The organism is Streptomyces achromogenes subsp. achromogenes (genome assembly GCF_000720835.1).
GTDB lineage: Bacteria > Actinomycetota > Actinomycetes > Streptomycetales > Streptomycetaceae > Streptomyces > Streptomyces achromogenes.
Genome location: NZ_JODT01000007.1, coordinates 131,891 through 153,132 on the forward strand (window position 1 = coordinate 131,891; position 21,242 = coordinate 153,132).

Below are 21,242 nucleotides of genomic sequence, written 5' to 3' on the forward strand. Positions count from 1 at the left end.
CACGGTTCACCGCGTCCCCGCGTCCCCGCGTCCCGGGAGGACCCGTATGAGAACACGCGCAGCCGCCGCGCTGGGCGCGGTCGCCGCCGTGGTGGCGGGCTCGCTCGCCGCCGCCCCCGTCCGGGCGGCCACCGCGCCCGCGCCCGTCTGGACGGCGTGCGCCACCCCCGGCCACCCCACGCTCCAGTGCGCCTCGGTGCGGGTGCCGCTCAACCACGCCGACCCGGCGGGCCGGCAGATCACGCTCGCCCTGTCCCGCGTCCCGCACACCGCGCGGACGTCCGAGGGGCCGCTGCTGGTCAACCCCGGCGGGCCCGGCGGCAGCGGGCTGGAGCTGGCCGGGTTCGTCGCCTCGGCGCTGCCGAAGAGCGTGGCGGCCCGCTACGACGTCATCGGCTTCGACCCGCGCGGGGTCGGCCGCAGCACGCCCGCCCTGACCTGTGCGCCCGGCCACTTCGCGGCTCCCCGCCCGGACTCCGTCCCGGCCTCCCCCGCGCTGGAGCGGGCGAACCTCGACCGCGCGCGCTCCTTCGCCGAGGCCTGCGGGCGCAGGTACGCGGACGTGCTGCCGTACCTGGACACCGTGAGCGCGGCCCGGGACCTGGACGTGGTCCGCCGGGCCCTCGGCGCGCCCCGGGTCAGCTACTTCGGCTACTCCTACGGCACCTATCTGGGCGCGGTGTACGCGAAGCTGTATCCCGGGCGGGTGCACCGGCTGGTGCTGGACTCGATCGTCGACCCGGCCGGCGTCTGGTACGCGGACAACCTCGCCCAGGACCACGCCTTCGACGACCGCCACCGCGCGCTGATGGCCTGGATCGCCCGGCACGACGCGGTCTACGGGCTCGGCACCGACCCCGCGCGCATCGAGGCCCGCTGGTACGCGATGCGGGCGGCGCTGGCGCGCGAGCCCGCCGGGGGCCGGGTGGGCGCCGCGGAGCTGGAGGACACCTTCACCCCCGGCGGCTACTACGACGGCTACTGGCCCCGCCTCGCCGAGGCGTTCGCGGCCTACGTCCACCGGGGGGCCACCGGGCCGCTGCTCGCCGCGTACGACCGGCTCGCCGCCGTGGACGCCGAGGGCGACAACGGCTACAGCGTCTACACGGCGGTGCAGTGCCGGGACGCCCCCTGGCCGCGCGACTGGAACCGGTGGCGGGCGGACACCTGGGCGGCGCACGCGAAGGCGCCGGTGATGGCCTGGAACAACACCTGGTACAACGCGCCCTGCGCGTTCTGGCCGACGGCCCCGCTGCGGCCGGTGGACATCGCCGGGGACGCGCTGCCGCCGGCGCTGCTCTTCCAGGCGACCGGCGACGCGGCCACCCCGTACGCCGGCGGTGTCGCGGTGCACCGGCTGCTGGCCCGCTCCGGCCTGGTGGTCGAGCAGGGCGGCGGCAACCACGGCATCACGCTGAGCGGCAACGCCTGCCTGGACCGGTATCTGGCCGCGTACCTGGCCGACGGCACGGTGCCGCGCGGCGCCGGACCGGCCGACGCGGTCTGCGCCCGGTCGCCGGAGCCGGAGCCGCTGTCGGCGAAGTCGGCGGCGGCCTCGCGCGGCGCGGTCCTGCACGGCCTGCTGGGCTTCCGCCGGTAGCGGGGGGACGGCCGTCCGGTAATTCCCGGCCGTGACCCGGGGTCCGCCCCTAGGGTTCCGTCATGGACGAGCCGACCCTGCGCATCCGCCCGATGACCCTCGCCGACTGCGACCGCGTCTCGGAGATCCGCGTGCGCGGCTGGCAGCACGCCTACCGCGGGCTCGTGCCGCGGCCGTACCTGGACCGGCTGAGCGTGGCGGCGGACGCCGAGCGGCGGCGGGAGCGGTTCGCGCGCGGCAACGGCACGGTGGTGAACCTGGTCGCCGAGCGGGACGGCCGGGTGCTCGGGTGGGCGGCGGTCGGGCCGTACCGGGAGGGGGAGGCGTACACGGCGGACGCCGAGCTGTACGCGATCTACGTCGATCCCGCACACCTCGGCCGCGGGACGGGACGGGCGTTGCTGGACGCGGCGGCCGGGCGGTGCCCCGCGGGCGCGCGCCTGCTGCTGTGGGTGCTCAAGGGCAACGCGCCGGCGCGCCGCTTCTACGAGCGCGCCGGGTTCCGGGCCGACGGCGCGGAGGAGTCCTTCGACGCCGACGGCGTGCCCGTGCCCGAGGTGCGGTACGTGCGCGCCCCGGCCGGCTGACCGGGCGTCAGGCGGGCCGCTGCTGCGGGAGCCGGGCCAGCGCGCGCACCGCCGCCTCGGCGAGCGCCGGGTGGGCCAGCGCCTCGGTCAGCACCCGCCGGGCTCGGTCGTCGCCGAGCGCGCCCAGGCCCTCCACACAGGCGAGGGCGACCTTGCGGTAGGGGTCGTGCGGGCTGAGCCGCCGCTCCAGGGTGGTGATCAGCGCGGGCACGGACTCCGGGGCGCGCAGGGCGGCCAGGAGCCGTACCGGGTGCAGGGCGTAGGCGACGCGCAGTTCGTTGGTGGCGAGGGCGGCGGCGGCCCGGGCGGTGCGGGGGTCGCCGAGGCGGGCGAGGGCGTGCGCGGCGGAGGCGCAGCGCGGTGGGTCGCGGTGGTTCAGCAGCAGCACCAGCGCCTCGAAGGCGCGCCGGTCGCCGGCCCGGCCGAGCCGGAAGGCGGCCAGTTCCCTGGCCCACAGGGGCTGTCCCGGGGCGGTGAGCACCTCGGCGAGTTCGTCGTGGTCCCCGGTCGCGAGCAGGCGGTCGAACGCGGCCGAGCCGCCCGACTCCTGCCGTAAGCGCTCCGTGAGCGAGCGCACCTCTTCGTCCACGAGGTCCAGCGTAGGCGGGTCGTGGCGCCCGGGGGAGGTACCTCACACGGAAGGATTGCCCCCTCCCGGGGGCTGGCGCGCTCGTTACCCGCCGGTTAAGCTCAGACGAGCGAGTACCCCTCGCACTCCGCTGGCGACGGTCTGGTGACGCGGCCGTCGCGAGCGAGCTTCATGTCGGTTCGGTACGCCGTACGTACCGCGGTACGACCCGGCTTCGGGACAGAGCCGGTCGGATCCCCCGCCGTGTGCGGGCGTGGACGCGCCCGTGGCCCGGCGGTGCTCACCGGGCGTGTGCGCTCGCAGCCCGGCAACACCCGCACCCCTCCGCGACCGCGGTGCGCTCCGGCGCACCCGGCGCTCCCCTTCCGCACCGTGGTGCGCCCTTGGGCGCACCCGGCGCGCTCCTCGTCGTCACCCTCATTCCTGGAGTCCCGCGATGGCCACTCCCCTGTCCGACACCCCTCTGTCCCCGTCGTCCCCGCTGAAGACGGTCGCCGTCGTCGGCCTCGGCACCATGGGCACCGGCATCGCCGAGGTCCTGGCGAGGGCCGGCCGCGAGGTGATCGGCATCGACGTCGGCGAGGAGCAGGCGGCCCGGGCGCTCGCCGCCCTGGAGGCCGCCACCGCCCGCGCCGTGCGGCGCGGCCGGCTCAGCGAGGAGGAGCGCGCCGGGATGCTGGCCCGGGTGCGCACCGGCACCGACCTCACCGCGGCGGCCGACGCGGACCTGGTCATCGAGGTGGCCCCGGAGTCGTACGAGATCAAGCAGCGGATCCTGGGCGAGCTGGACGGCATCGTCCGCCCCGACACGATCCTGGCGACCGGCACCAACGCGCTGTCGGTGACCCGGCTGGCGTCCGGCTCGGCGCGCCCCGAGCGCGTGCTCGGCCTGCACTTCTTCAACCCGGCGCCGGCCATGAGGCTGGTGGAGGTCGTCTCCTCGGTGCTCACCGCGCCGCAGGCCGTCGCCGCCGTCACCGCGCTGGCGGTGGAGCTGGGCAAGGAGCCGGTCGCGGTCGGCGACCGCCCCGGCTTCGTCGCGGACGGGCTGCTGTTCGGCTATCTGAACCAGGCCGCGGCCATGTACGAGGCGAAGTACGCCTCCCGCGAGGACATCGACGCCGCGATGCGGCTCGGCTGCGGTCTGCCGATGGGCCCGCTCGCCCTGCTGGACCTGATCGGTGTGGACACCGCGCGGACGGTTCTGGAGGCCATGTACGCCGAGTCCCGGGACCGGCTGCACGCGCCCGCCCCCCTCCTCAAGCAGCTCAGCGAGGCGGGGCTGACCGGCCGCAAGGCCGGGCGCGGCTTCTACACCTACGCGGCGCCGGGCAGCGCGACGGTCGTCCCGGACGCGCTGACCCCGGCGGCCGGGGACACCGGGGCGGCGGGCCGTACGGTGCGCTCCGTCGGCGTCGCCGGTTCGGGCACCATGGCGTCCGGCATCGCCGAGGTCTTCGCCAAGGCCGGCTACGACGTGGTCCTCGCCGCCCGCAGCGAGGAGAAGGCGCGGGCGGCCAGGGCCCGCGTCGGCAAGTCGCTGGCCCGCTCCGTCGACAAGGGCCGGCTGACCGCCGAGGCCGCCGCCCAGGCCCTGGAGCGGATCGTCCCGGCGGGTTCCTACGACGCCTTCGCCGAGGTGGACCTGGCAGTGGAGGCGGTCGCGGAGGACCTGGACGTCAAGCGGCAGCTGTTCGCGGCGCTGGACAAGGTGTGCAAGCCGGGCGCGGTCCTGGCCACCACCACCTCCTCGCTGCCCGTGGTCGCCTGCGCCCGCGCCACCTCGCGCCCGCAGGACGTGATCGGGATGCACTTCTTCAACCCGGCCCCGGCGATGAAGCTGGTCGAGGTGGTCCGCACGGTGCTGACGGCCGACGACGTGCACGCGACCGTGCGCGAGGTCTGCGGCCGGATCGGGAAGCACGCGGTGGACTGCGGCGACCGGGCCGGGTTCATCGTCAACGCGCTGCTGTTCCCCTACCTCAACAACGCGGTCAAGATGGTGCAGGAGCACTACGCGTCCCTGGACGACATCGACGCGGCGATGAAGCTGGGCGGCGGCTACCCGATGGGCCCGTTCGAACTGCTGGACGTGGTCGGCCTGGACGTCTCGCTGGCCATCGAGAAGGTGCTGCACCGCGAGTTCCGCGAGCCCGGCCTCGCCCCGGCGCCGCTGCTGGAGCACCTGGTGGCCGCGGGCTGCCTCGGCCGCAAGACCGGCCGCGGCTTCCGCGAGTATGCCCGCCGCTGACGGCGCCGGCGACTGGTTCCGGACGGAGCCGGACTGGGGCGGACTGCTCGGACCGGCCGCCGCTCCCCCGCCCCCGGCGGGCGGGGGACGTCCCGGTCCTGCGCATCGACATGGGCACATGCAGTACGTTCGGGTCATGTCCCAGCCCGCCAAGTCCTCACGTACACCAGCTACGCCCGACGCGCCGGAAAGTGCCGCAGGCAGCCGCGCCGCCGCCCAGCGGCTCAAAATGCGCCGGGAACTGGCGGCAGCAGCCATGGAGCTGTTCGCGACCAAGGGGTACGAGGCCACCACCGTCGACGAGATCGCCGCCGCGGCCGGGGTCGCCCGGCGCACCTTCTTCCGCCACTTCCGCTCCAAGGAAGAGGCCATCTTCCCGGACCACGACGACACGCTGGTCCGCGCCGAGGCGGTGCTCAACGCCGCTCCCGCGCACGAGCACCCGCTCGACACCGTGTGCCGCGGCATCAAAGAGGTCATGAGGATGTACGCCGGCGCGCCGGAGATCTCGGTGGCCCGCTACAAGCTCACGCGCGAGGTGCCCACCCTGCGCGAGGCCGAGATCGCCTCCGTGGCCCGCTACGAGCGCCTGTTCACCCGCTATCTGCTCGGCCACTTCGACGAGCACGCGCACGCCGACGACGCCAACGACGACCCGCTGCTGGCCGAGGTCGCCGCCTCCGCCGTGGTCACCGCCCACAACCACGTCCTCAGGCGCTGGCTGCGGGCGGGCGGCCAGGGGGACGTGGAGGCCCAGCTCGACCACGCCTTCGCGATCGTCCGCAGGACCTTCGGCACCGGCATCGGGGCCGGCCGGGAGGGCACCCCGCGCACCCCGGCGGCCGCCTCCGCCGCCCAGGGCGAGGTCCTGGTGACGGTGGCCCGCACCGACGCCCCGCTCGACGAGGTGATGCGCACCATCGAACAGGCGCTCAAAGAACGGTCGTAACGCAGCGGCCGGGAGAGAACGGTCGTAAGCGGCCGGACCGCGACAGACGGGCAGTGAGTGGCACTGAGTGCCGCCCACTGCCCGTTTCGTTTGCCCAGCGTTGATCGATCATCGCTCATCTGTTACGTAAAGATTTCATCTGAGAGCAATTTCTGGCACTCAGTGCCTTGTCACCTGACACGCCGTGTCATACGTTGGGGATGTCCGGGCGGCCGGCGAGCAGCGATCACCTGCCCGCCGGCTGTCCCCGGGGGCCCATGGCCCGCGCGCCCGGACGCCTGCGTCACAGGCACCCTCCCGCGCCACAAAGCGCTGCCGAAGCACCACCCCGCCGAACCGACGGCACCCCCTTCTCCACCCTCAGCAGCACGCATCCCAGCACCGACGAACCCTCAGGCGCCCCTCCCTCAGGGCGCTCACCGCCGGAGGCAACACCGTGACCGTGAAGGACATCCTGGACGCGATCCAGTCGCAGGACGCCACGTCCGCCGACTTCGCCGCCCTGCCGCTCCCCGAGTCGTACCGCGCGATCACCGTCCACAAGGACGAGACGGAGATGTTCGCGGGCCTGCAGACCCGCGACAAGGACCCGCGCAAGTCGATCCACCTGGACGAGGTGCCGGTGCCCGAACTGGGCCCCGGCGAGGCCCTGGTGGCCGTCATGGCCTCCTCGGTCAACTACAACTCGGTGTGGACCTCGATCTTCGAGCCGGTGTCGACGTTCGCCTTCCTGGAGCGCTACGGCAAGCTGTCGCCGCTGACCAAGCGCCACGACCTGCCGTACCACATCATCGGCTCCGACCTCGCGGGCGTCGTGCTGCGCACCGGACCCGGCGTCAACGCCTGGACGCCCGGTGACGAGGTCGTCGCGCACTGCCTGAGCGTCGAGCTGGAGTCGCCCGACGGCCACGACGACACCATGCTCGACCCCGAGCAGCGCATCTGGGGCTTCGAGACCAACTTCGGCGGCCTCGCGGAGATCGCGCTGGTCAAGTCGAACCAGCTGATGCCGAAGCCGAAGCACCTCACCTGGGAGGAGGCCGCGGCCCCGGGCCTGGTGAACTCCACCGCCTACCGCCAGCTGGTCTCCCGCAACGGTGCCGCCATGAAGCAGGGCGACAACGTCCTGATCTGGGGCGCGAGCGGCGGACTCGGCAGTTACGCCACGCAGTTCGCGCTCGCCGGCGGCGCCAACCCGATCTGTGTCGTCTCCTCGCCCCAGAAGGCGGAGATCTGCCGCTCGATGGGCGCCACGGCGATCATCGACCGCAACGCCGAGGGCTACAAGTTCTGGAAGGACGAGCACACCCAGGACCCCAAGGAGTGGAAGCGCTTCGGCAAGCGCATCCGCGAACTCACCGGCGGCGAGGACATCGACATCGTCTTCGAGCACCCCGGCCGCGAGACCTTCGGCGCCTCCGTCTACGTCACCCGCAAGGGCGGCACCATCACCACCTGCGCCTCGACCTCGGGCTACATGCACGAGTACGACAACCGCTACCTGTGGATGTCCCTGAAGCGGATCATCGGCTCGCACTTCGCCAACTACCGCGAGGCGTACGAGGCCAACCGGCTGATCGCCAAGGGCAAGATCCACCCGACGCTGTCGAAGACGTACTCCCTGGAGGAGACCGGGCAGGCCGCCTACGACGTCCACCGCAACCTGCACCAGGGCAAGGTCGGCGTGCTGTGCCTGGCGCCCGAGGAGGGCCTCGGCGTGCGCGATCCGGAGCTGCGCGCGAAGCACATCGACGCCATCAACCGTTTCCGCAACGTCTGAGAGCCATCGATGACAGAGCGTCAGAAGGACCGTCCGTGGCTCATGCGGACCTACGCCGGCCACTCCACGGCGGAGGCGTCCAACGAGCTGTACCGGCGCAACCTCGCCAAGGGCCAGACCGGTCTGTCGGTGGCGTTCGACCTGCCGACCCAGACCGGCTACGACCCCGACCACATCCTCGCCCGCGGCGAGGTCGGCCGGGTGGGCGTGCCCGTCGCGCACCTGGGCGACATGCGCCGGCTGTTCCAGGACATCCCGCTGGAGCAGATGAACACCTCGATGACGATCAACGCCACCGCCATGTGGCTGCTGGCGCTCTATCAGGTCGTCGCCGAGGAGCAGGGCGCGGACATCACCAGGCTCCAGGGCACGACCCAGAACGACATCGTCAAGGAGTACCTGTCCCGGGGGACGCACGTCTTCCCGCCGGGGCCCTCGCTCCGGCTGACGACGGACATGATCGCGTACACGGTCTCCCACCTTCCGAAGTGGAACCCGATCAACATCTGCAGCTACCACCTCCAGGAGGCGGGAGCCACGCCGGTGCAGGAGATCGCGTACGCGATGTCCACCGCGATCGCCGTCCTGGACGCCGTGCGCGACTCCGGCCAGGTGCCGCCGGAGCGCATGGGGGACGTGGTGGCGCGGATCTCCTTCTTCGTGAACGCGGGCGTCCGCTTCATCGAGGAGATGTGCAAGATGCGGGCGTTCGGCCGCATCTGGGACCAGGTCACCCGCGAGCGGTACGGCATCGAGGACCCGAAACAGCGCCGCTTCCGCTACGGCGTCCAGGTCAACTCCCTCGGCCTGACCGAGGCGCAGCCGGAGAACAACGTCCAGCGGATCGTGCTGGAGATGCTGGCGGTGACCCTGTCGAAGGACGCCCGCGCGCGGGCCGTGCAGCTGCCCGCCTGGAACGAGGCCCTGGGCCTGCCCCGCCCCTGGGACCAGCAGTGGAGCCTGCGCATCCAGCAGGTGCTCGCCTACGAGAGCGATCTGCTGGAGTACGACGACATCTTCGAGGGCTCGAAGGTGGTCGAGGCGAAGGTGGACCGGCTGGTCGCGGACGCCCTCGCCGAGATGGACCGGATCCAGGAGATGGGCGGCGCCATGGCCGCCGTGGAGTCCGGCTATCTGAAGTCGCAGCTGGTCGCCGCGCACGCCGAGCGCCGGGCCCGGATCGAGTCCGGCGAGGAGAAGATCGTCGGCGTCAACATCTTCGAGGGCACCGAGCCGAACCCGCTCACGGCCGACCTGGACACCGCGATCCAGACGGTGGACCCGGCGGTCGAGTCCCGGGTCGTCGAGGCCTTGCGCGGCTGGCGGGACACCCGCTACCAGCCGCCGTTCAACCACCCGCGCCCGTGCAAGGCGCTGGAGCGGCTGAAGGAGGCCGCCAAGGGCACCGAGAACCTGATGGAGGCCACCCTGGAGTGCGCCCGCGCCGGGGTGACGACCGGCGAGTGGGCCGCCGCGCTGCGCGAGGTGTTCGGCGAGTACCGGGCGCCCACCGGGGTCTCCTCCGCGCCGGTGGCCGTCCCCGCCGAGGCCGGTTCGGCGCTCGCCGACGTGCGTGCCAGGGTTGAGGCCACCGCCCGCGAGCTGGGCGTCGGCAAGCTGCGGTTCCTGGTCGGCAAGCCCGGTCTGGACGGGCACTCCAACGGCGCCGAGCAGATCGCCGTGCGCGCCCGGGACGCCGGCTTCGAGGTGGTCTACCAGGGGATCCGGCTCACCCCGGAGCAGATCGTGGACGCGGCCCTCGCCGAGGACGTCCACGCGGTCGGCCTGTCGATCCTGTCCGGCTCGCACGCCCAGCTGGTCCCGGACGTGCTCGGGCGGCTGCGTGTGGCCGGTGCCACAGATATACCCGTGATCGCGGGTGGCATCATCCCCAGCGGTGACGCCGAACAGCTCAGGGCCGCCGGAGTGGCCGCGGTGTTCACCCCGAAGGACTTCGACATCACCGGGATCATCGGCCGCATCGTGGACGAGATCCGGAAAGCGAACAAGCTCGACCCCCTGGAGGTCCCCGCATGACAACGGTCAACCGCCTTCGTCCCCGGCGCTCCTGCCTGGCCGTACCGGGCAGCAACCCGCGCTTCCTGGAGAAGGCGCAGGGCCTCCCGGCGGACCAGGTCTTCCTGGACCTGGAGGACGCGTGCGCGCCGCTCGCCAAGCCCGAGGCGCGGCACACCATCGTCAAGTTCCTCAACGAGGGCGACTGGACGGGCAAGACCCGGGTGGTCCGGGTCAACGACTGGACGACCGAGTGGACGTACCGGGACGTGGTCACGGTGGTCGAGGGCGCCGGCCCCAACCTCGACTGCATCATGCTGCCCAAGGTGCAGAACGCCCAGCAGGTGGTGGCGCTGGACCTGCTGCTGACGCAGATCGAGAAGACCATGGGCTTCGAGGTCGGCCGGATCGGCATCGAGGCGCAGATCGAGAACGCGCAGGGCCTGAACCACGTCAACGAGATCGCCGAGGCCAGTGACCGGCTGGAGACGATCATCTTCGGCCCGGCCGACTTCATGGCGTCGATCAACATGAAGTCGCTGGTCGTGGGCGAGCAGCCGCCCGGCTACCCGGCGGACGCCTACCACTACATCCTGATGAAGATCCTGATGGCCGCCCGCGCCAACGACCTCCAGGCGATCGACGGCCCCTACCTCCAGATCCGCAACGTCGACGGCTTCCGCGAGGTGGCCGGCCGGGCCGCCGCCCTCGGCTTCGACGGCAAGTGGGTGCTGCACCCGGGCCAGGTCGACGCCGCCAACGAGGTCTTCTCGCCCTCCCAGGAGGACTACGACCACGCCGAGCTGATCCTGGACGCCTACGAGTACTACACCTCCGAGGCGGGCGGCAAGAAGGGCTCCGCGATGCTCGGGGACGAGATGATCGACGAGGCCAGCCGCAAGATGGCCCTGGTCATCGCGGGCAAGGGGCGGGCCGCGGGGATGCGGCGCACCAGCACGTTCGAGATCCCGGAGGCGTGAGCGCGATGCAGTTCGGACGCACCTACGAGGAGTTCGAGGTCGGCGCGGTGTACAAGCACTGGCCGGGCAAGACGGTCACGGAGTACGACGACCACCTGTTCTGTCTGCTCACCATGAACCACCACCCGCTCCACATGGACGCCAACTACGCGGAGAAGACGACGGACTTCGGCAAGAACGTCGTCGTCGGGAACTACGTCTACTCCCTGCTGCTCGGCATGTCCGTCCCGGACGTCTCCGGCAAGGCCATCGCCAACCTGGAGATCGAGTCGCTGCGGCACGTGGCGCCGACCTTCCACGGCGACACGATCTACGGCGAGACGACCGTGCTGGACAAGTGGCCCTCGAAGTCGAAGGACGACCGCGGGATCGTGCACGTCGAGACCAAGGGCTACAAGCAGGACGGCACCCTGGTGTGCGTCTTCCGCCGCAAGGTGATGGTGCCCACCGAGACGTACATCAAGGAGCGCGGCGGCGAGCAGCCGGGCCGCCCGGAGCTGAAGCAGCAGGAGAAGTAAGCCATGGCCCGTCTCGCCCAGACCGCCGGTCTGACCGACGTCCAGCAGGAGATCCTCTCCACCGTCCGGGACTTTGTCGACAAAGAGATCATTCCGGTCGCGACCGAGCTGGAGCACCGCGACGAGTACCCGCAAGCGATCGTGGACGGCCTGAAGGAACTCGGCCTGTTCGGTCTGATGATCCCCGAGGAGTACGGAGGCCTGGGCGAGTCGCTGCTCACCTACGCGCTGTGCGTGGAGGAGATCGCCCGTGGCTGGATGTCGGTGTCCGGCATCATCAACACCCACTTCATCGTCGCGTACATGCTCAAGCAGCACGGGACGCAGGAACAGAAGGACCACTTCCTGCCGAGGATGGCGGCCGGCGAGATCCGGGGCGCCTTCTCGATGTCGGAGCCGGCCCTCGGCTCGGATGTGTCGGCCATCACGTCCAAGGCGGTCCGGGACGGCGACGAGTACGTCCTGACCGGCCAGAAGATGTGGCTGACGAACGGCGGCACCTCCTCGCTCGTGGCCGTACTGGTCCGCAGTGACGAAGGACACCCCGAGGGCACCGCCCCGCACAAGTCGATGACCACCTTCCTGGTCGAGAAGGAGCCGGGCTTCGGCGAGGTCCGCCCGGGCCTGACCATCCCCGGCAAGATCGAGAAGATGGGCTACAAGGGCGTCGACACCACCGAGCTGATCATGGACGGCCTGCGCGTTCCGGCCGACCGGGTGCTCGGCGGGGTCACCGGCCGAGGTTTTTACCAAATGATGGACGGCGTGGAGGTCGGCCGGGTCAACGTGGCGGCGCGCGGCTGCGGCGTCGCCCAGCGCGCCTTCGAGCTGGGCGTCCGGTACGCCCAGCAACGTCACACTTTCGGCAAGCCGATCGCCCAGCACCAGGCCATCCAGTTCAAGCTGGCGGAGATGGCGACCAAGGTCGAGGCCGCGCATGCGATGATGGTCAACGCGGCCCGCAAAAAGGACTCCGGGGAGCGAAACGACCTGGAGGCCGGCATGGCGAAGTACCTGGCCTCCGAGTACTGCAAGGAGGTCGTGGAGGACGCCTTCCGGATCCACGGCGGCTACGGCTTCTCCAAGGAGTACGAGATCGAGCGCCTGTACCGGGAGGCCCCGATGCTGCTCATCGGTGAAGGTACCGCCGAGATCCAGAAAATGATCATCGGCCGCCGACTGCTCGAAGAGTATCGATTCCAGGGCTGATTGTCCGGTTACGGGGTGTTTTCTTCGAGAAGAAGATCACACCCCGTAGACGTTCTTCGGCCGCCGACTCGGCTTCCTGGCTTGCCCAGTTGTGGGCCGCGCCCGGTACGATCCGGGAAAGCCGCCGTCCCCCGTCAGAGCGCGGCATCATCTCCGCTACGAAGGTCATCCATGCCCCACTCCTCTGCACACCGCGACAGTCTGGTAGGCGCACGCCTCGCGCGCGGAGCATCGCCGTGGCTCCTCCCGACCGTGGCCACCGCAGCCGTCAGCCTGGTCCGGGCCCGCCGCTCCGGCGCGGCCCGGGCCGTCGCCGTGCCCGCCACCGCGCTCGCGGCGGGCATGCTGTGGTTCTTCCGCGACCCCGAGCGCGAGATCGCCGAGGGCCGGGTCATCTCGCCCGCCGACGGCGTGGTGCAGAGCATCATGCCGTGGAAGGACGGCCGTACCCGCGTCGCGATCTTCATGAGCCCGCTCAACGTCCACGTCAACCGCGCGCCCCTCGCGGGCACGGTGACGTCCGTCGAGCACATCCCCGGCGGGTTTGTTCCGGCTTTCAACAAGGAGAGCGAGAACAACGAGCGCGTAGTCTGGCATTTCGACACCGAACTCGGCGACATCGAGATGATCCAGATCGCCGGCGCGGTGGCCCGTCGCATCGTGCCCTACATCCCCGAGGGCACGAAGGTCGAGCAGGGCGACCGTATCGGTCTGATCCGCTTCGGCTCGCGTGTCGACCTCTACCTGCCCGAGGGCGTGGAGGTCGCGGTCGAGGTCGGACAGAAGACCGTGGCTGGGGTGACTCGCATTGACCGTGATTGATCCGGAGACCCAGGCGGGCTGGGTGCCCGAGGCCGACGAGGTGGACGAAGAGGAGGAGATGCCCCTCTCTCTGCGGCTGTCGATAGCGGACACGCTCACGCTGGGCAACGCCACGTGCGGCTTCATGGCGGTGTACTTCACCACCACCGGCATCCTGATCCCGCACCTCACCGGCAGCCAGGAGTCCGGCATGGCCCGCCACAGCGCGGCCACGGCGGTCATCCTGATGCTCTGCGCGGCGGTCTTCGACCTGTTCGACGGCCTCGTGGCGCGCAAGCTGCGCTCGTCGCCGATGGGCGCGGAGCTGGACAACCTGTCGGACCTGATCAGCTTCGGCCTGGCGCCCGCGTACTTCGTGCTCGTCTACGGCATGGTCGCCGACGACGCGCACCAGCGGGTGGCGGCGGTGGGCGCGATCGTGGTGCTGCTGGCCGTGGTGCTCAGACTGGCCCGGTTCAGCTGTGTGACGCTGAAGGACGGCATGTTCCAGGGCATGCCCTCGCCGTTCGGCGCGCTGACCGTCGTCTCGATCGTGCTGCTGGAGCTGCCGTTCGTGGCGACGCTGCTGGCGATCCTGGGGACGGCGTGGCTGATGGTGAGCCGGGTGGAGTACCCGAAGCCGCGGGGCCGGCTGGCCGGGGCGATGCTCGGCTGGATCGTGCTGTCGATGGGGCTGCTGGCCGCGTGGGCCTTCGACGCGCCGAGCGGTCAGCTGCTGCTGCAGACGGGCTGCGCGCTGCAGCTGGTGATGGGCGCGGTGATTCCGCTGTTCGCCACGGCGCGGCGGGTGAACAACTTCCGCGACAACCGTCGTGAGGCGCGGGCGGCGCAGTTGCCGTAGCGGCGCTTTGACGAGGGGCCCCCTACCCGGGTTGGGTAGGGGGCCCCTCGCTTGTGCCCGGGCCCTGGGGGCTCCGCCCCCAGACCCCCGTTCTGCCCACCCGCCCACCCGTCTCGGTGGGTCGAAAGGCTGCCGCGCGGCCACCGCCCGTCGCCGGCTCCCGCCGCGGCCGGGCGACGGCTCGGACCGTGGCCGGGCGGAGCGCTCCCGCCGGGGCCGAGGCGAACGCTCCCGCCGTGACCGGGGGGAACGCTCCCGCCGTGGCCGGGGTGAGTGCTGTGGTGTGGCCCGGTTGGTCGCCTCTCGGGATGCCGGGTCGGGTGGTGGGTGGGCGAGGCCGGGGGGCTGGGGGCGGAGCCCCCCAGGGGATCAGCTCAGGTGGGTCTCGGCGATTCGGGTGGCGAGCCGCTCCAGGATGGGGCCGGCGTCCGCGATGCACTTGGCGACGTCCGGCTCGACCGAGGTCAGGGGGTAGGCATGCGCGATGCCGGCCCGGTTCAGCGCCTCCTCCGCAAGGGCGAGCCGTCCGCAGACGGCCACCACCGGCCTGCCCGCGGCCCGCGCCGCCGCGGCCACGCCCGCCGGCGCCTTGCCGTGCAGCGTCTGCTCGTCCAGCGAACCCTCGCCGGTGATCACCAAGGAGGCCCGCTCCAGGGCGGGTGCGAAGCCCAGGACGTCCAGCATGACCTCGATGCCGGCGCGGAACCGGGCGCCCAGGAGCAGCGCGCCGTAGCCGATGCCGCCCGCCGCGCCCGCGCCCGGGGAGGCCGCGTACTCGGCGGCCCGCGGGCCCACCTCGGCCTCCAGCACCTTCGCGAAGTGGGCCAGCGCCGCGTCCAGCGTCTCCACGTCGTCCGGCGAGGCGCCCTTCTGCGGGCCGTAGACGGCGGGCGCGCCCTTCGGCCCGGTCAGCGGGTTGTCGACGTCGCTGGCCAGCACCAGCTCGACCGAGGACAGCCGCGGGTCCAGGCCGGAGAGGTCGGCGCGGGCCAGGCCGGCCAGTGCGCCGCCGCCCGGGGCCACCGGCTCGCCGGCCTCGGTGAGGAACCGCGCGCCCAGCGCGGACAGCATGCCCGCGCCGCCGTCCGTCGTGGCGCTGCCGCCGACGCCGAACACGATGGTCCGCGCGCCCGCGTCCAGCGCGGCCCGCAGCAGCTCACCGGAGCCGTACGTGGAGGCCGTCAGGGGCGCGAAGACCCCGGCCGGCAGCCGCTGCAGACCGCTCGCCTCGGCCATCTCCACGACCGCGGTGCCGTCGCGCAGCGCGAACGCGGCCGTCACCTCCTCGCCGAGCGGCCCGGCCACCCGGACCTCGCGCCGTTCGAAGCCGGCCGCGACCGCCGCGTCCACGGTCCCGTCGCCGCCGTCGGCCACGGGCAGCGCCTCGACCGCCAGGTCCGGCACGACCCGGCGCAGCCCGGCCGTCACCCGCTCGGCGACCTGCACGGCCGTCAGCGAGCCCTTGAACTTGTCCGCGGCGATGAGCACCCGACGGGTCTCGTTCACTGCAGCGTCCGCCACCTTGTCTTCCCCTTGCTCTCCGGGCCCCGCGCACGGCGGGGCCAGTCGCGCCGCTGTGACGATAACCGCAGGACACCCCCGCCGTCATGCCCCGCCCGAACCGTGGAAGGCCGGGCGGAGCGGGCCGAAGTGGGTACCCCGCTGTCATGAGCACCCAAGGCACCGCACCGGACCTCGCCGACCGGCTGCACGGCGGCTGGCTCGGCCGGATCGCGGGCAACATGCTCGGCAAGCCGGTGGAGCAGGGCGAGGTGTGGACCCGGGACCGGATCGACCGCTATCTGCGCCGGGCCGCCGCCCTGCCGCTGACCGACTACCTGCCCGAGCCGGCCGACCCGGCCGAGGCCGCCGCGCTGCGCCCGGAGTGGCGGTGCTGTGTGCGCGGCCGGATCGACGGCAGCTGCCGGGACGACGACGTGGACTACGCGATCCTCGGCCTGCACCTGCTGGAGACCCACGGGTTCGGCTTCAGCACCGAGCAGGTCGGCGACCTGTGGCTGCTCCGGCTGCCGTACCTGCAGACGTTCACGGCGGAGCGGGCCGCGTACCGGAACCTGGCGAACGGTCTGAAGCCGCCGCTGACGGCGACGTACGACAACCCCTACCAGGAGTGGATCGGCGCGCTGATCCGCGCCGACGTCTTCGGCTGGACCTGCCCCGGCGATCCCGTCCGGGCCGCCGGCCTGGCCCGCCGGGACGCGGTGCTCTCGCACACCGGCAACGGCGTCTACGGCGCCATGTGGGCCGCCGCGCTGATCGCGGCCTCCTTCACCGCCCCGACCGTGCGGGACGCGCTTGAGGCCGCGCTGGCGGTCGTACCGGCGGGCAGCCGCCTGGCCCGGACGGTACGGCGGGTGACGAGCCTGTACGAGACCCGGCTGCCCTGGGAGCAGACCCTGGCCACGGTGGCCGAGGAGACCGCCGGGCTCGGCTGGATCCACACCGTCCCCAACGCCGCGGTCCTCACCGCCGGGCTGCTGTACGGCGAGGACGACTTCACCCGGACCCTCGCGCTGACCGTGCGCGGCGGCCTGGACACCGACTCCAACGGGGCCACGGCCGGCTCGGTGGCCGGGGTGCGCACCGGGGCGCGGGCGATCCCGGCCCAGTGGCGGGAGCCGCTGCGGGACACGGTGCGCAGCGCGGTGTTCGGCTTCGACGGCGTACGGATCAGTGCGCTGGCCGAACGCACCCTGCGCCTGGCGACGACGGGTTCGTAGGGCGGGCCGGCTGGATACCCTGTCCCGATGACCACCACTGCTGACTTCGCCGCGTACATCGCGGGTCTGCCCCGGGTCCTCGCCGGGGCCGCCGCGCTCTTCCGGGACGCCGAGGGCCGGGTGCTGCTCGTGGAGCCCAACTACCGGGAGGGCTGGGCGCTGCCGGGCGGGACCATCGAGTCGGACACCGGGGAGACGCCGCGCCAGGGCGCCCGCCGGGAGACGCTGGAGGAGATCGGGCTGGACCGGCCGCTGGGCCGGCTGCTCGCGGTGGACTGGGCGCACGGTGTGGACCGGCCGCCGCTGGTGGCGTACCTGTACGACGGCGGGGTGCTCACCCAGGCCGAGCTGGAGTCCATCCGGCTCCAGGAGGAGGAACTGCTGTCCTGGCGGCTGGTCGCCCGCGAGGACCTGACGGAGTATCTGCCAAAGGTGCTGGGCCGCCGGGTGCTGGCCGCCCTGGACGTGCTGGCCGAGGGCGGCGGCACGGCGGAGCTGGAGAACGGCCGGCGGGTGGCCTGACCGGCGCCCGGCCGTGCCCACGAGTCCGGCGGCGTCCCGCGGGCTGCCCGCCCCGGCTTAACCGTTCGCGGCGGGCAGGGGGCCCGGCCTACGCTCGGGGGCATGGCCAAGCCCCTCGTCGCCCTGCTCAGCGGGGCCGGTATCTCCACCGACTCCGGAATCCCCGACTACCGCGGACCGAACGGGCTGTGGCGGCGCGATCCGGAGGCCGAGAAGCTGGTCACGTACGAGCACTACATGGCGGACGCGGAGATCCGGCGCCGGTCCTGGCTGATGCGCCGGGACAGCGGCGCGCTCGGGGCCCGGCCGAACGCGGCGCACCGGGCCGTCGCCGAGCTGGAGCGGTCCGGGGTCCCGGTCCGGGTGCTCACCCAGAACGTGGACGGGCTGCACCAGCTCGCCGGCCTGCCCGCCCGCAAGGTCCTCGAACTGCACGGCAGCGCCCGCAGCGTGCTCTGCACCCGGTGCCACGCCCGGGGGCCGATGGAGGAGGCGCTGGCCCGGGTCGACGCGGGCGAGCCGGACCCGCCGTGCCGGGAGTGCGGCGGCATCCTGAAGCCGGCGACGGTGATGTTCGGCGAGCGGCTGGATCCGGTGGTCCTCGGCGAGGCCGCGGCCATCGCCAAGGCCTGCCAGGTGTTCATCGCCGTCGGCAGCAGCCTCCAGGTGCAGCCCGCCGCCGGGCTGGCCGGGGTCGCCGCCGACCACGGTGCCCGGCTCGTCGTGGTCAACGCCGAGCCGACGCCGTACGACGACCGGGCCGACGAGGTGATCCGCGAGCCGATCGGCACCGCGCTGCCCGCCCTGCTGGCCCGGCTGGCGGCGGAGGGCGGCGCGTAGACCCCGGCGGGTGCGGTCGGTCAGAACAGGGCCGCTCCGCGTTCGAAGTCCAGCAGGCGGCGCTTGCGGTCCAGGCCGCCGCCGTAGCCGGTGAGGCCGCCGCCCGCGCCGATCACCCGGTGGCAGGGCACGATGATCCCGACCGGGTTCTTGCCGTTGGCGAGGCCCACCGCGCGGGACGCCTGGGGATTGCCGAGGGCGTCGGCGAGTTGGCCGTAGGAGCGGGTCTCGCCGTACGGGATGCGGGTCAGCTGCTCCCAGACCCGGCGCTGGAACGGGGTGCCGTGCAGCCGGAGCGGCACGGTGAACTCCGTCAGCTCGCCCGCGAAGTAGGCCGCGAGCTGTTCCCGGGTCTCGGCGAACGGGGTGTCGTCGGGGGTGCCGAAGGTCTCCTCGGCCGGGCGGTGGCGCTGGTCGGTCATGTACAGGCCGCACAGCACACCGTCGTCGGCGACGAGGGTGAGCGGGCCGTAGGGGCTGTCGATGACGGTGTGCTGCTTCATGGCGGGGTCCTCGGGAGCCTTACACGGGCAGGAAGTTGATCGGATGGTCGTCGGTCGCCCACAGGTACTGCACCGCGTACGCCCGCCAGGGCCGCCAGGCCTCCGCGCGGGCGGTGAGCGCGGCCGGGGTGGACGGCAGGCCCAGTGCCCCGGCGGCGCGCCGGATGCCGAGGTCGGTGGGGAGGAACGCGTCGGGGTCGCCGAGGGCGCGCATGGCGATGACGTCCACCGTCCACGGCCCGAAGCCGGGCAGCGCGAGCAGCCGGGCGCGGGCCTCGGCCCAGTCGGTGTCCACGCCCAGGCGCACCCGGCCGTCGGCGAGCAGCCGGACCAGGGTGGTGAGCGTGGTGCGCCGGGTGCGGGGCATGGCCAGGGACTCGGGGTCCACGGCGGCCAGCGCCTCGGCCGGGGGGAAGAGGTGGGTGAGGCCGCCCTCGGGGTCGTCCAGGGGTTTGCCGTGCGCGGTGACCAGGCGGGCCGCGTGGGTGCGGGCGGCGGCCGTGGACACCTGCTGGCCGAGCACGGCGCGGACGGCGAACTCGGCCTCGTCGACCGTGCGCGGCACCCGGCGGCCCGGGCCCCGCTCGACCAGCGGGGCGAGCAGCGGGTCGGTGCCGAGCCGCTCGTCGACGGCGACCGGGTCGGCGTCCAGGTCGAGCAGGCGGCGGCAGCGGCTGATGGCCACGGTCAGGTCGCGCAGGTCGCTCAGGGTGAGCCGGCAGGCGATGTGGTCGGGGCGGGGAGCGAGGGCGGCGATGCCGTGGCCGTAGGGCAGCCGCAGCGTGCGGCGGTAGGCGCCGTCCCGCCACTCCTCCACGCCGGGTACGGCGGTGGCGGCGAGGTGGCCGAAGAGGTTGGACGGGTTGAGCGGGGCGCGGAACGGCAGCCGCAGGGTGAGCGCGCCGGGGGTGCCGGTGCCGTTCGCGGGCACCCGGGCGCGCAGCTCGCTCGGGGACAGGGCGAAGACCTCGCGGACGGTGTCGTTGAAGGACCGCACCGAGGAGAAGCCGGCCGCGAAGGCGATGTCGGCCATGGGCAGCGCGGTGGTCTCGATGAGCAGCCGCGCGGTCTGGGCGCGCTGGGCGCGGGCGAGCGCGAGGGGGCCGGCGCCCAGTTCGGCGAGCAGGTGCCGCTCCACCTGGCGGGTGCTGTAGCCGAGCCGGGCGGCGAGTCCGGGGACGCCCTCGCGGTCCACGACACCGTCGGCGATCAGCCGCATGGCGCGGGCGACCAGGTCGGCGCGCCGGTTCCACTCCGGGGAGCCGGGGCTGGTGTCGGGGCGGCAGCGTTTGCAGGCCCGGAACCCGGCCTGCTGGCAGGCGGCGGCGCTCGGGTAGAACGTCATGTTCTCCGGCTTGGGCGGTACGACCGGGCAGCTCGGGCGGCAGTAGATCCGGGTGGTCAGGACGGCCGTGAAGAACCATCCGTCGAACCGCGCGTCCTTGGACCGCACGGCGCGCACGCAGTGTTCCCGGTCGAGGTGAGTGCCTGTTGCCATGCCTCCAGCATCGGCCACCGCCCGCCCGGTCCGCTGGCGGGAATCCGACATCAACCGGTGCCGGCCGGGGACCTCACCGATTCGACTGCGACGGGGTGGGTGCGGGGGTGTGCTGCCGGCGGAATCCGTCGATCCATTCGGCGGTGGCCCGCAGTCCGCCGAAGGTGTAGAAGTGGATCTTCACCTCGCCGTGTCGGCCGGGGTCGTAGCGGTCGGCCAGCGCGTGCAGGAAGCGGTCCGGGCCGGTGGTGCCCATGAGGTTGGTCAGCGAGAACCCGTACTTGCGGGCGACGGAGGCGCTGGTGCCGACGCCGAACCGGGTGGCGTAGCCCAGCAGCCGGCGCACTCCGGCCGGGCCGGGGACGCCGACCCGGACGGGCAGGCGCACGCCCCGGGCGCGCAGGGCCTCCAGCCAGGCGAGGACCGGGTCCGCGTCGAAGCCGAACTGGGTGATGACGTCGCCGCCGAAGCGGTCCGCGTCGAGGGCGTCCGCCTTGTCCGTGAGCGCCGTCCACAGGTCCCGGTCGGTGATGCCGGGGTGGCCTTCCGGGTAACCGGCGATGCCGACGTGCCGGACGCCGTGGCGGCGCAGCAGCCCGGTGCGCAGGACGGCGAGGGCGTCCTCGTAGGGGCCCTCGGGCCGGGCGGGGTCGCCGCCGACGACGAACACGTTGCCGGCGGTGCCGTCGGCCGCCAGCCCGGAGAGGAACTCCTCCAGGGCGGGCCGGGAGGGCAGCCGACGGGCGGATATGTGCGGTACGGGGACGAAGCCGAGCCGCTTGACCGCGCGGGCCGCCGTCAGCCGGGTCGCGGTGTCCTCGCCGGCCAGGAAGGTGATGTTGATCCGGGTGCCCGGCGGGATGCCGTCGCGCGCCTCCTCCAGCCGGGGCACGTCCTTGCCGGTCATCTCCAGGGAGAAGTCGTCCAGCAGAGCGGGGTTCATCGTGCTTCTCGGCTTTCGTACGGCTGTTCCCGGACCCGACGATGATGTCACGC

Annotated in this window: 19 protein-coding genes; 14 read left to right on the plus strand and 5 right to left on the minus strand. The window is 72.9% G+C overall.

What is annotated here, in order from left to right; all coding sequences use genetic code 11:
* Window positions 1-46: 46 nt before the first annotated feature.
* Together IH25_RS0109300 and IH25_RS0109305 are read left to right on the plus strand one after the other, a co-directional pair.
* Window positions 47-1,600, plus strand: coding sequence for an alpha/beta hydrolase (locus IH25_RS0109300; RefSeq protein ID WP_030605891.1), 1,554 nt, complete (start codon window positions 47-49; stop codon window positions 1,598-1,600).
* A gap of 62 nt (window positions 1,601-1,662) precedes the next feature.
* Window positions 1,663-2,187 carry a GNAT family N-acetyltransferase gene (locus tag IH25_RS0109305; RefSeq protein ID WP_030605893.1) on the plus strand — a complete coding sequence of 175 codons (525 nt, stop codon included), beginning with the start codon at window positions 1,663-1,665 and terminating at the stop codon, window positions 2,185-2,187.
* A 7-nt stretch (window positions 2,188-2,194) separates the two neighbouring features.
* On the opposite strand, the gene IH25_RS0109310 is transcribed toward IH25_RS0109305, so the two are convergent.
* A complete protein-coding gene (locus IH25_RS0109310) occupies window positions 2,195-2,776 on the minus strand; it encodes an adenylosuccinate lyase (protein WP_030605895.1) in 582 nt (193 codons plus the stop codon).
* 436 nt (window positions 2,777-3,212) lie between these two features.
* Between IH25_RS0109310 and IH25_RS0109315 the strand changes: the two genes are divergently transcribed.
* The 9 genes from IH25_RS0109315 (at window position 3,213) to pssA (ending at window position 14,142) form a co-directional block, all read left to right on the plus strand.
* Complete coding sequence (locus tag IH25_RS0109315; RefSeq protein ID WP_030605897.1) at window positions 3,213-5,027, plus strand: 3-hydroxyacyl-CoA dehydrogenase family protein; 1,815 nt, start codon at window positions 3,213-3,215, stop codon at window positions 5,025-5,027.
* A gap of 136 nt (window positions 5,028-5,163) precedes the next feature.
* On the plus strand, window positions 5,164-5,976 hold the full coding sequence (locus IH25_RS0109320; RefSeq protein ID WP_245172737.1) for a TetR family transcriptional regulator: 813 nt from the start codon (window positions 5,164-5,166) through the stop codon (window positions 5,974-5,976).
* Between the two features lie 442 nt (window positions 5,977-6,418).
* Window positions 6,419-7,756, plus strand: a complete 1,338-nt coding sequence (gene ccrA / locus IH25_RS0109325) for a crotonyl-CoA carboxylase/reductase (RefSeq protein ID WP_030605902.1) — start codon at window positions 6,419-6,421, stop codon at window positions 7,754-7,756.
* A gap of 9 nt (window positions 7,757-7,765) precedes the next feature.
* On the plus strand, window positions 7,766-9,793 hold the full coding sequence (locus tag IH25_RS0109330; protein WP_030605905.1) for a protein meaA: 2,028 nt from the start codon (window positions 7,766-7,768) through the stop codon (window positions 9,791-9,793).
* A complete protein-coding gene (locus IH25_RS0109335; RefSeq protein WP_030605907.1) occupies window positions 9,790-10,752 on the plus strand; it encodes an HpcH/HpaI aldolase/citrate lyase family protein in 963 nt (320 codons plus the stop codon). Before IH25_RS0109330 ends, IH25_RS0109335 begins: the two co-directional genes overlap by 4 nt.
* Window positions 10,753-10,757: 5 nt before the next feature.
* Complete coding sequence (locus IH25_RS0109340) at window positions 10,758-11,270, plus strand: MaoC family dehydratase (protein ID WP_030605909.1); 513 nt, start codon at window positions 10,758-10,760, stop codon at window positions 11,268-11,270.
* A 3-nt stretch (window positions 11,271-11,273) separates the two neighbouring features.
* The gene (locus IH25_RS0109345) at window positions 11,274-12,479 is read left to right on the plus strand and encodes an acyl-CoA dehydrogenase family protein (protein WP_030605911.1); all 1,206 of its coding nucleotides are present in this window, start codon (window positions 11,274-11,276) and stop codon (window positions 12,477-12,479) included.
* A gap of 171 nt (window positions 12,480-12,650) precedes the next feature.
* Window positions 12,651-13,301, plus strand: a complete 651-nt coding sequence (locus tag IH25_RS0109350; protein ID WP_030605913.1) for a phosphatidylserine decarboxylase — start codon at window positions 12,651-12,653, stop codon at window positions 13,299-13,301.
* Between the two features lie 22 nt (window positions 13,302-13,323).
* On the plus strand, window positions 13,324-14,142 hold the full coding sequence (gene pssA / locus IH25_RS0109355; protein ID WP_030605915.1) for a CDP-diacylglycerol--serine O-phosphatidyltransferase: 819 nt from the start codon (window positions 13,324-13,326) through the stop codon (window positions 14,140-14,142).
* A gap of 369 nt (window positions 14,143-14,511) precedes the next feature.
* On the opposite strand, the gene IH25_RS0109360 is transcribed toward pssA, so the two are convergent.
* Window positions 14,512-15,648 carry a glycerate kinase gene (locus IH25_RS0109360; RefSeq protein WP_030605918.1) on the minus strand — a complete coding sequence of 379 codons (1,137 nt, stop codon included), beginning with the start codon at window positions 15,646-15,648 and terminating at the stop codon, window positions 14,512-14,514.
* Between the two features lie 161 nt (window positions 15,649-15,809).
* Between IH25_RS0109360 and IH25_RS0109365 the strand changes: the two genes are divergently transcribed.
* The 3 genes from IH25_RS0109365 (at window position 15,810) to IH25_RS0109375 (ending at window position 18,245) form a co-directional block, all read left to right on the plus strand.
* Entirely contained in the window at window positions 15,810-16,883 is a 1,074-nt protein-coding gene (locus IH25_RS0109365) for an ADP-ribosylglycohydrolase family protein (protein WP_030605920.1), read from the plus strand.
* A 27-nt stretch (window positions 16,884-16,910) separates the two neighbouring features.
* Window positions 16,911-17,405: an NUDIX domain-containing protein gene (locus tag IH25_RS0109370; protein WP_030605922.1), complete on the plus strand. Its 495-nt coding sequence runs from the start codon at window positions 16,911-16,913 to the stop codon at window positions 17,403-17,405.
* A 102-nt stretch (window positions 17,406-17,507) separates the two neighbouring features.
* Complete coding sequence (locus IH25_RS0109375; RefSeq protein ID WP_030605925.1) at window positions 17,508-18,245, plus strand: SIR2 family NAD-dependent protein deacylase; 738 nt, start codon at window positions 17,508-17,510, stop codon at window positions 18,243-18,245.
* A gap of 20 nt (window positions 18,246-18,265) precedes the next feature.
* On the opposite strand, the gene IH25_RS0109380 is transcribed toward IH25_RS0109375, so the two are convergent.
* From IH25_RS0109380 to IH25_RS0109390, 3 genes are all read right to left on the minus strand, one after another.
* Entirely contained in the window at window positions 18,266-18,748 is a 483-nt protein-coding gene (locus tag IH25_RS0109380; protein WP_030605927.1) for a methylated-DNA--[protein]-cysteine S-methyltransferase, read from the minus strand.
* Between the two features lie 19 nt (window positions 18,749-18,767).
* Window positions 18,768-20,246 (minus strand): AlkA N-terminal domain-containing protein, encoded by a 1,479-nt coding sequence (locus IH25_RS0109385; protein ID WP_030605929.1) that lies wholly within the window; start codon window positions 20,244-20,246, stop codon window positions 18,768-18,770.
* Window positions 20,247-20,319: 73 nt separating this feature from the next.
* Window positions 20,320-21,189 (minus strand): methylenetetrahydrofolate reductase, encoded by an 870-nt coding sequence (locus IH25_RS0109390; protein ID WP_037654625.1) that lies wholly within the window; start codon window positions 21,187-21,189, stop codon window positions 20,320-20,322.
* Window positions 21,190-21,242 lie beyond the last annotated feature (53 nt).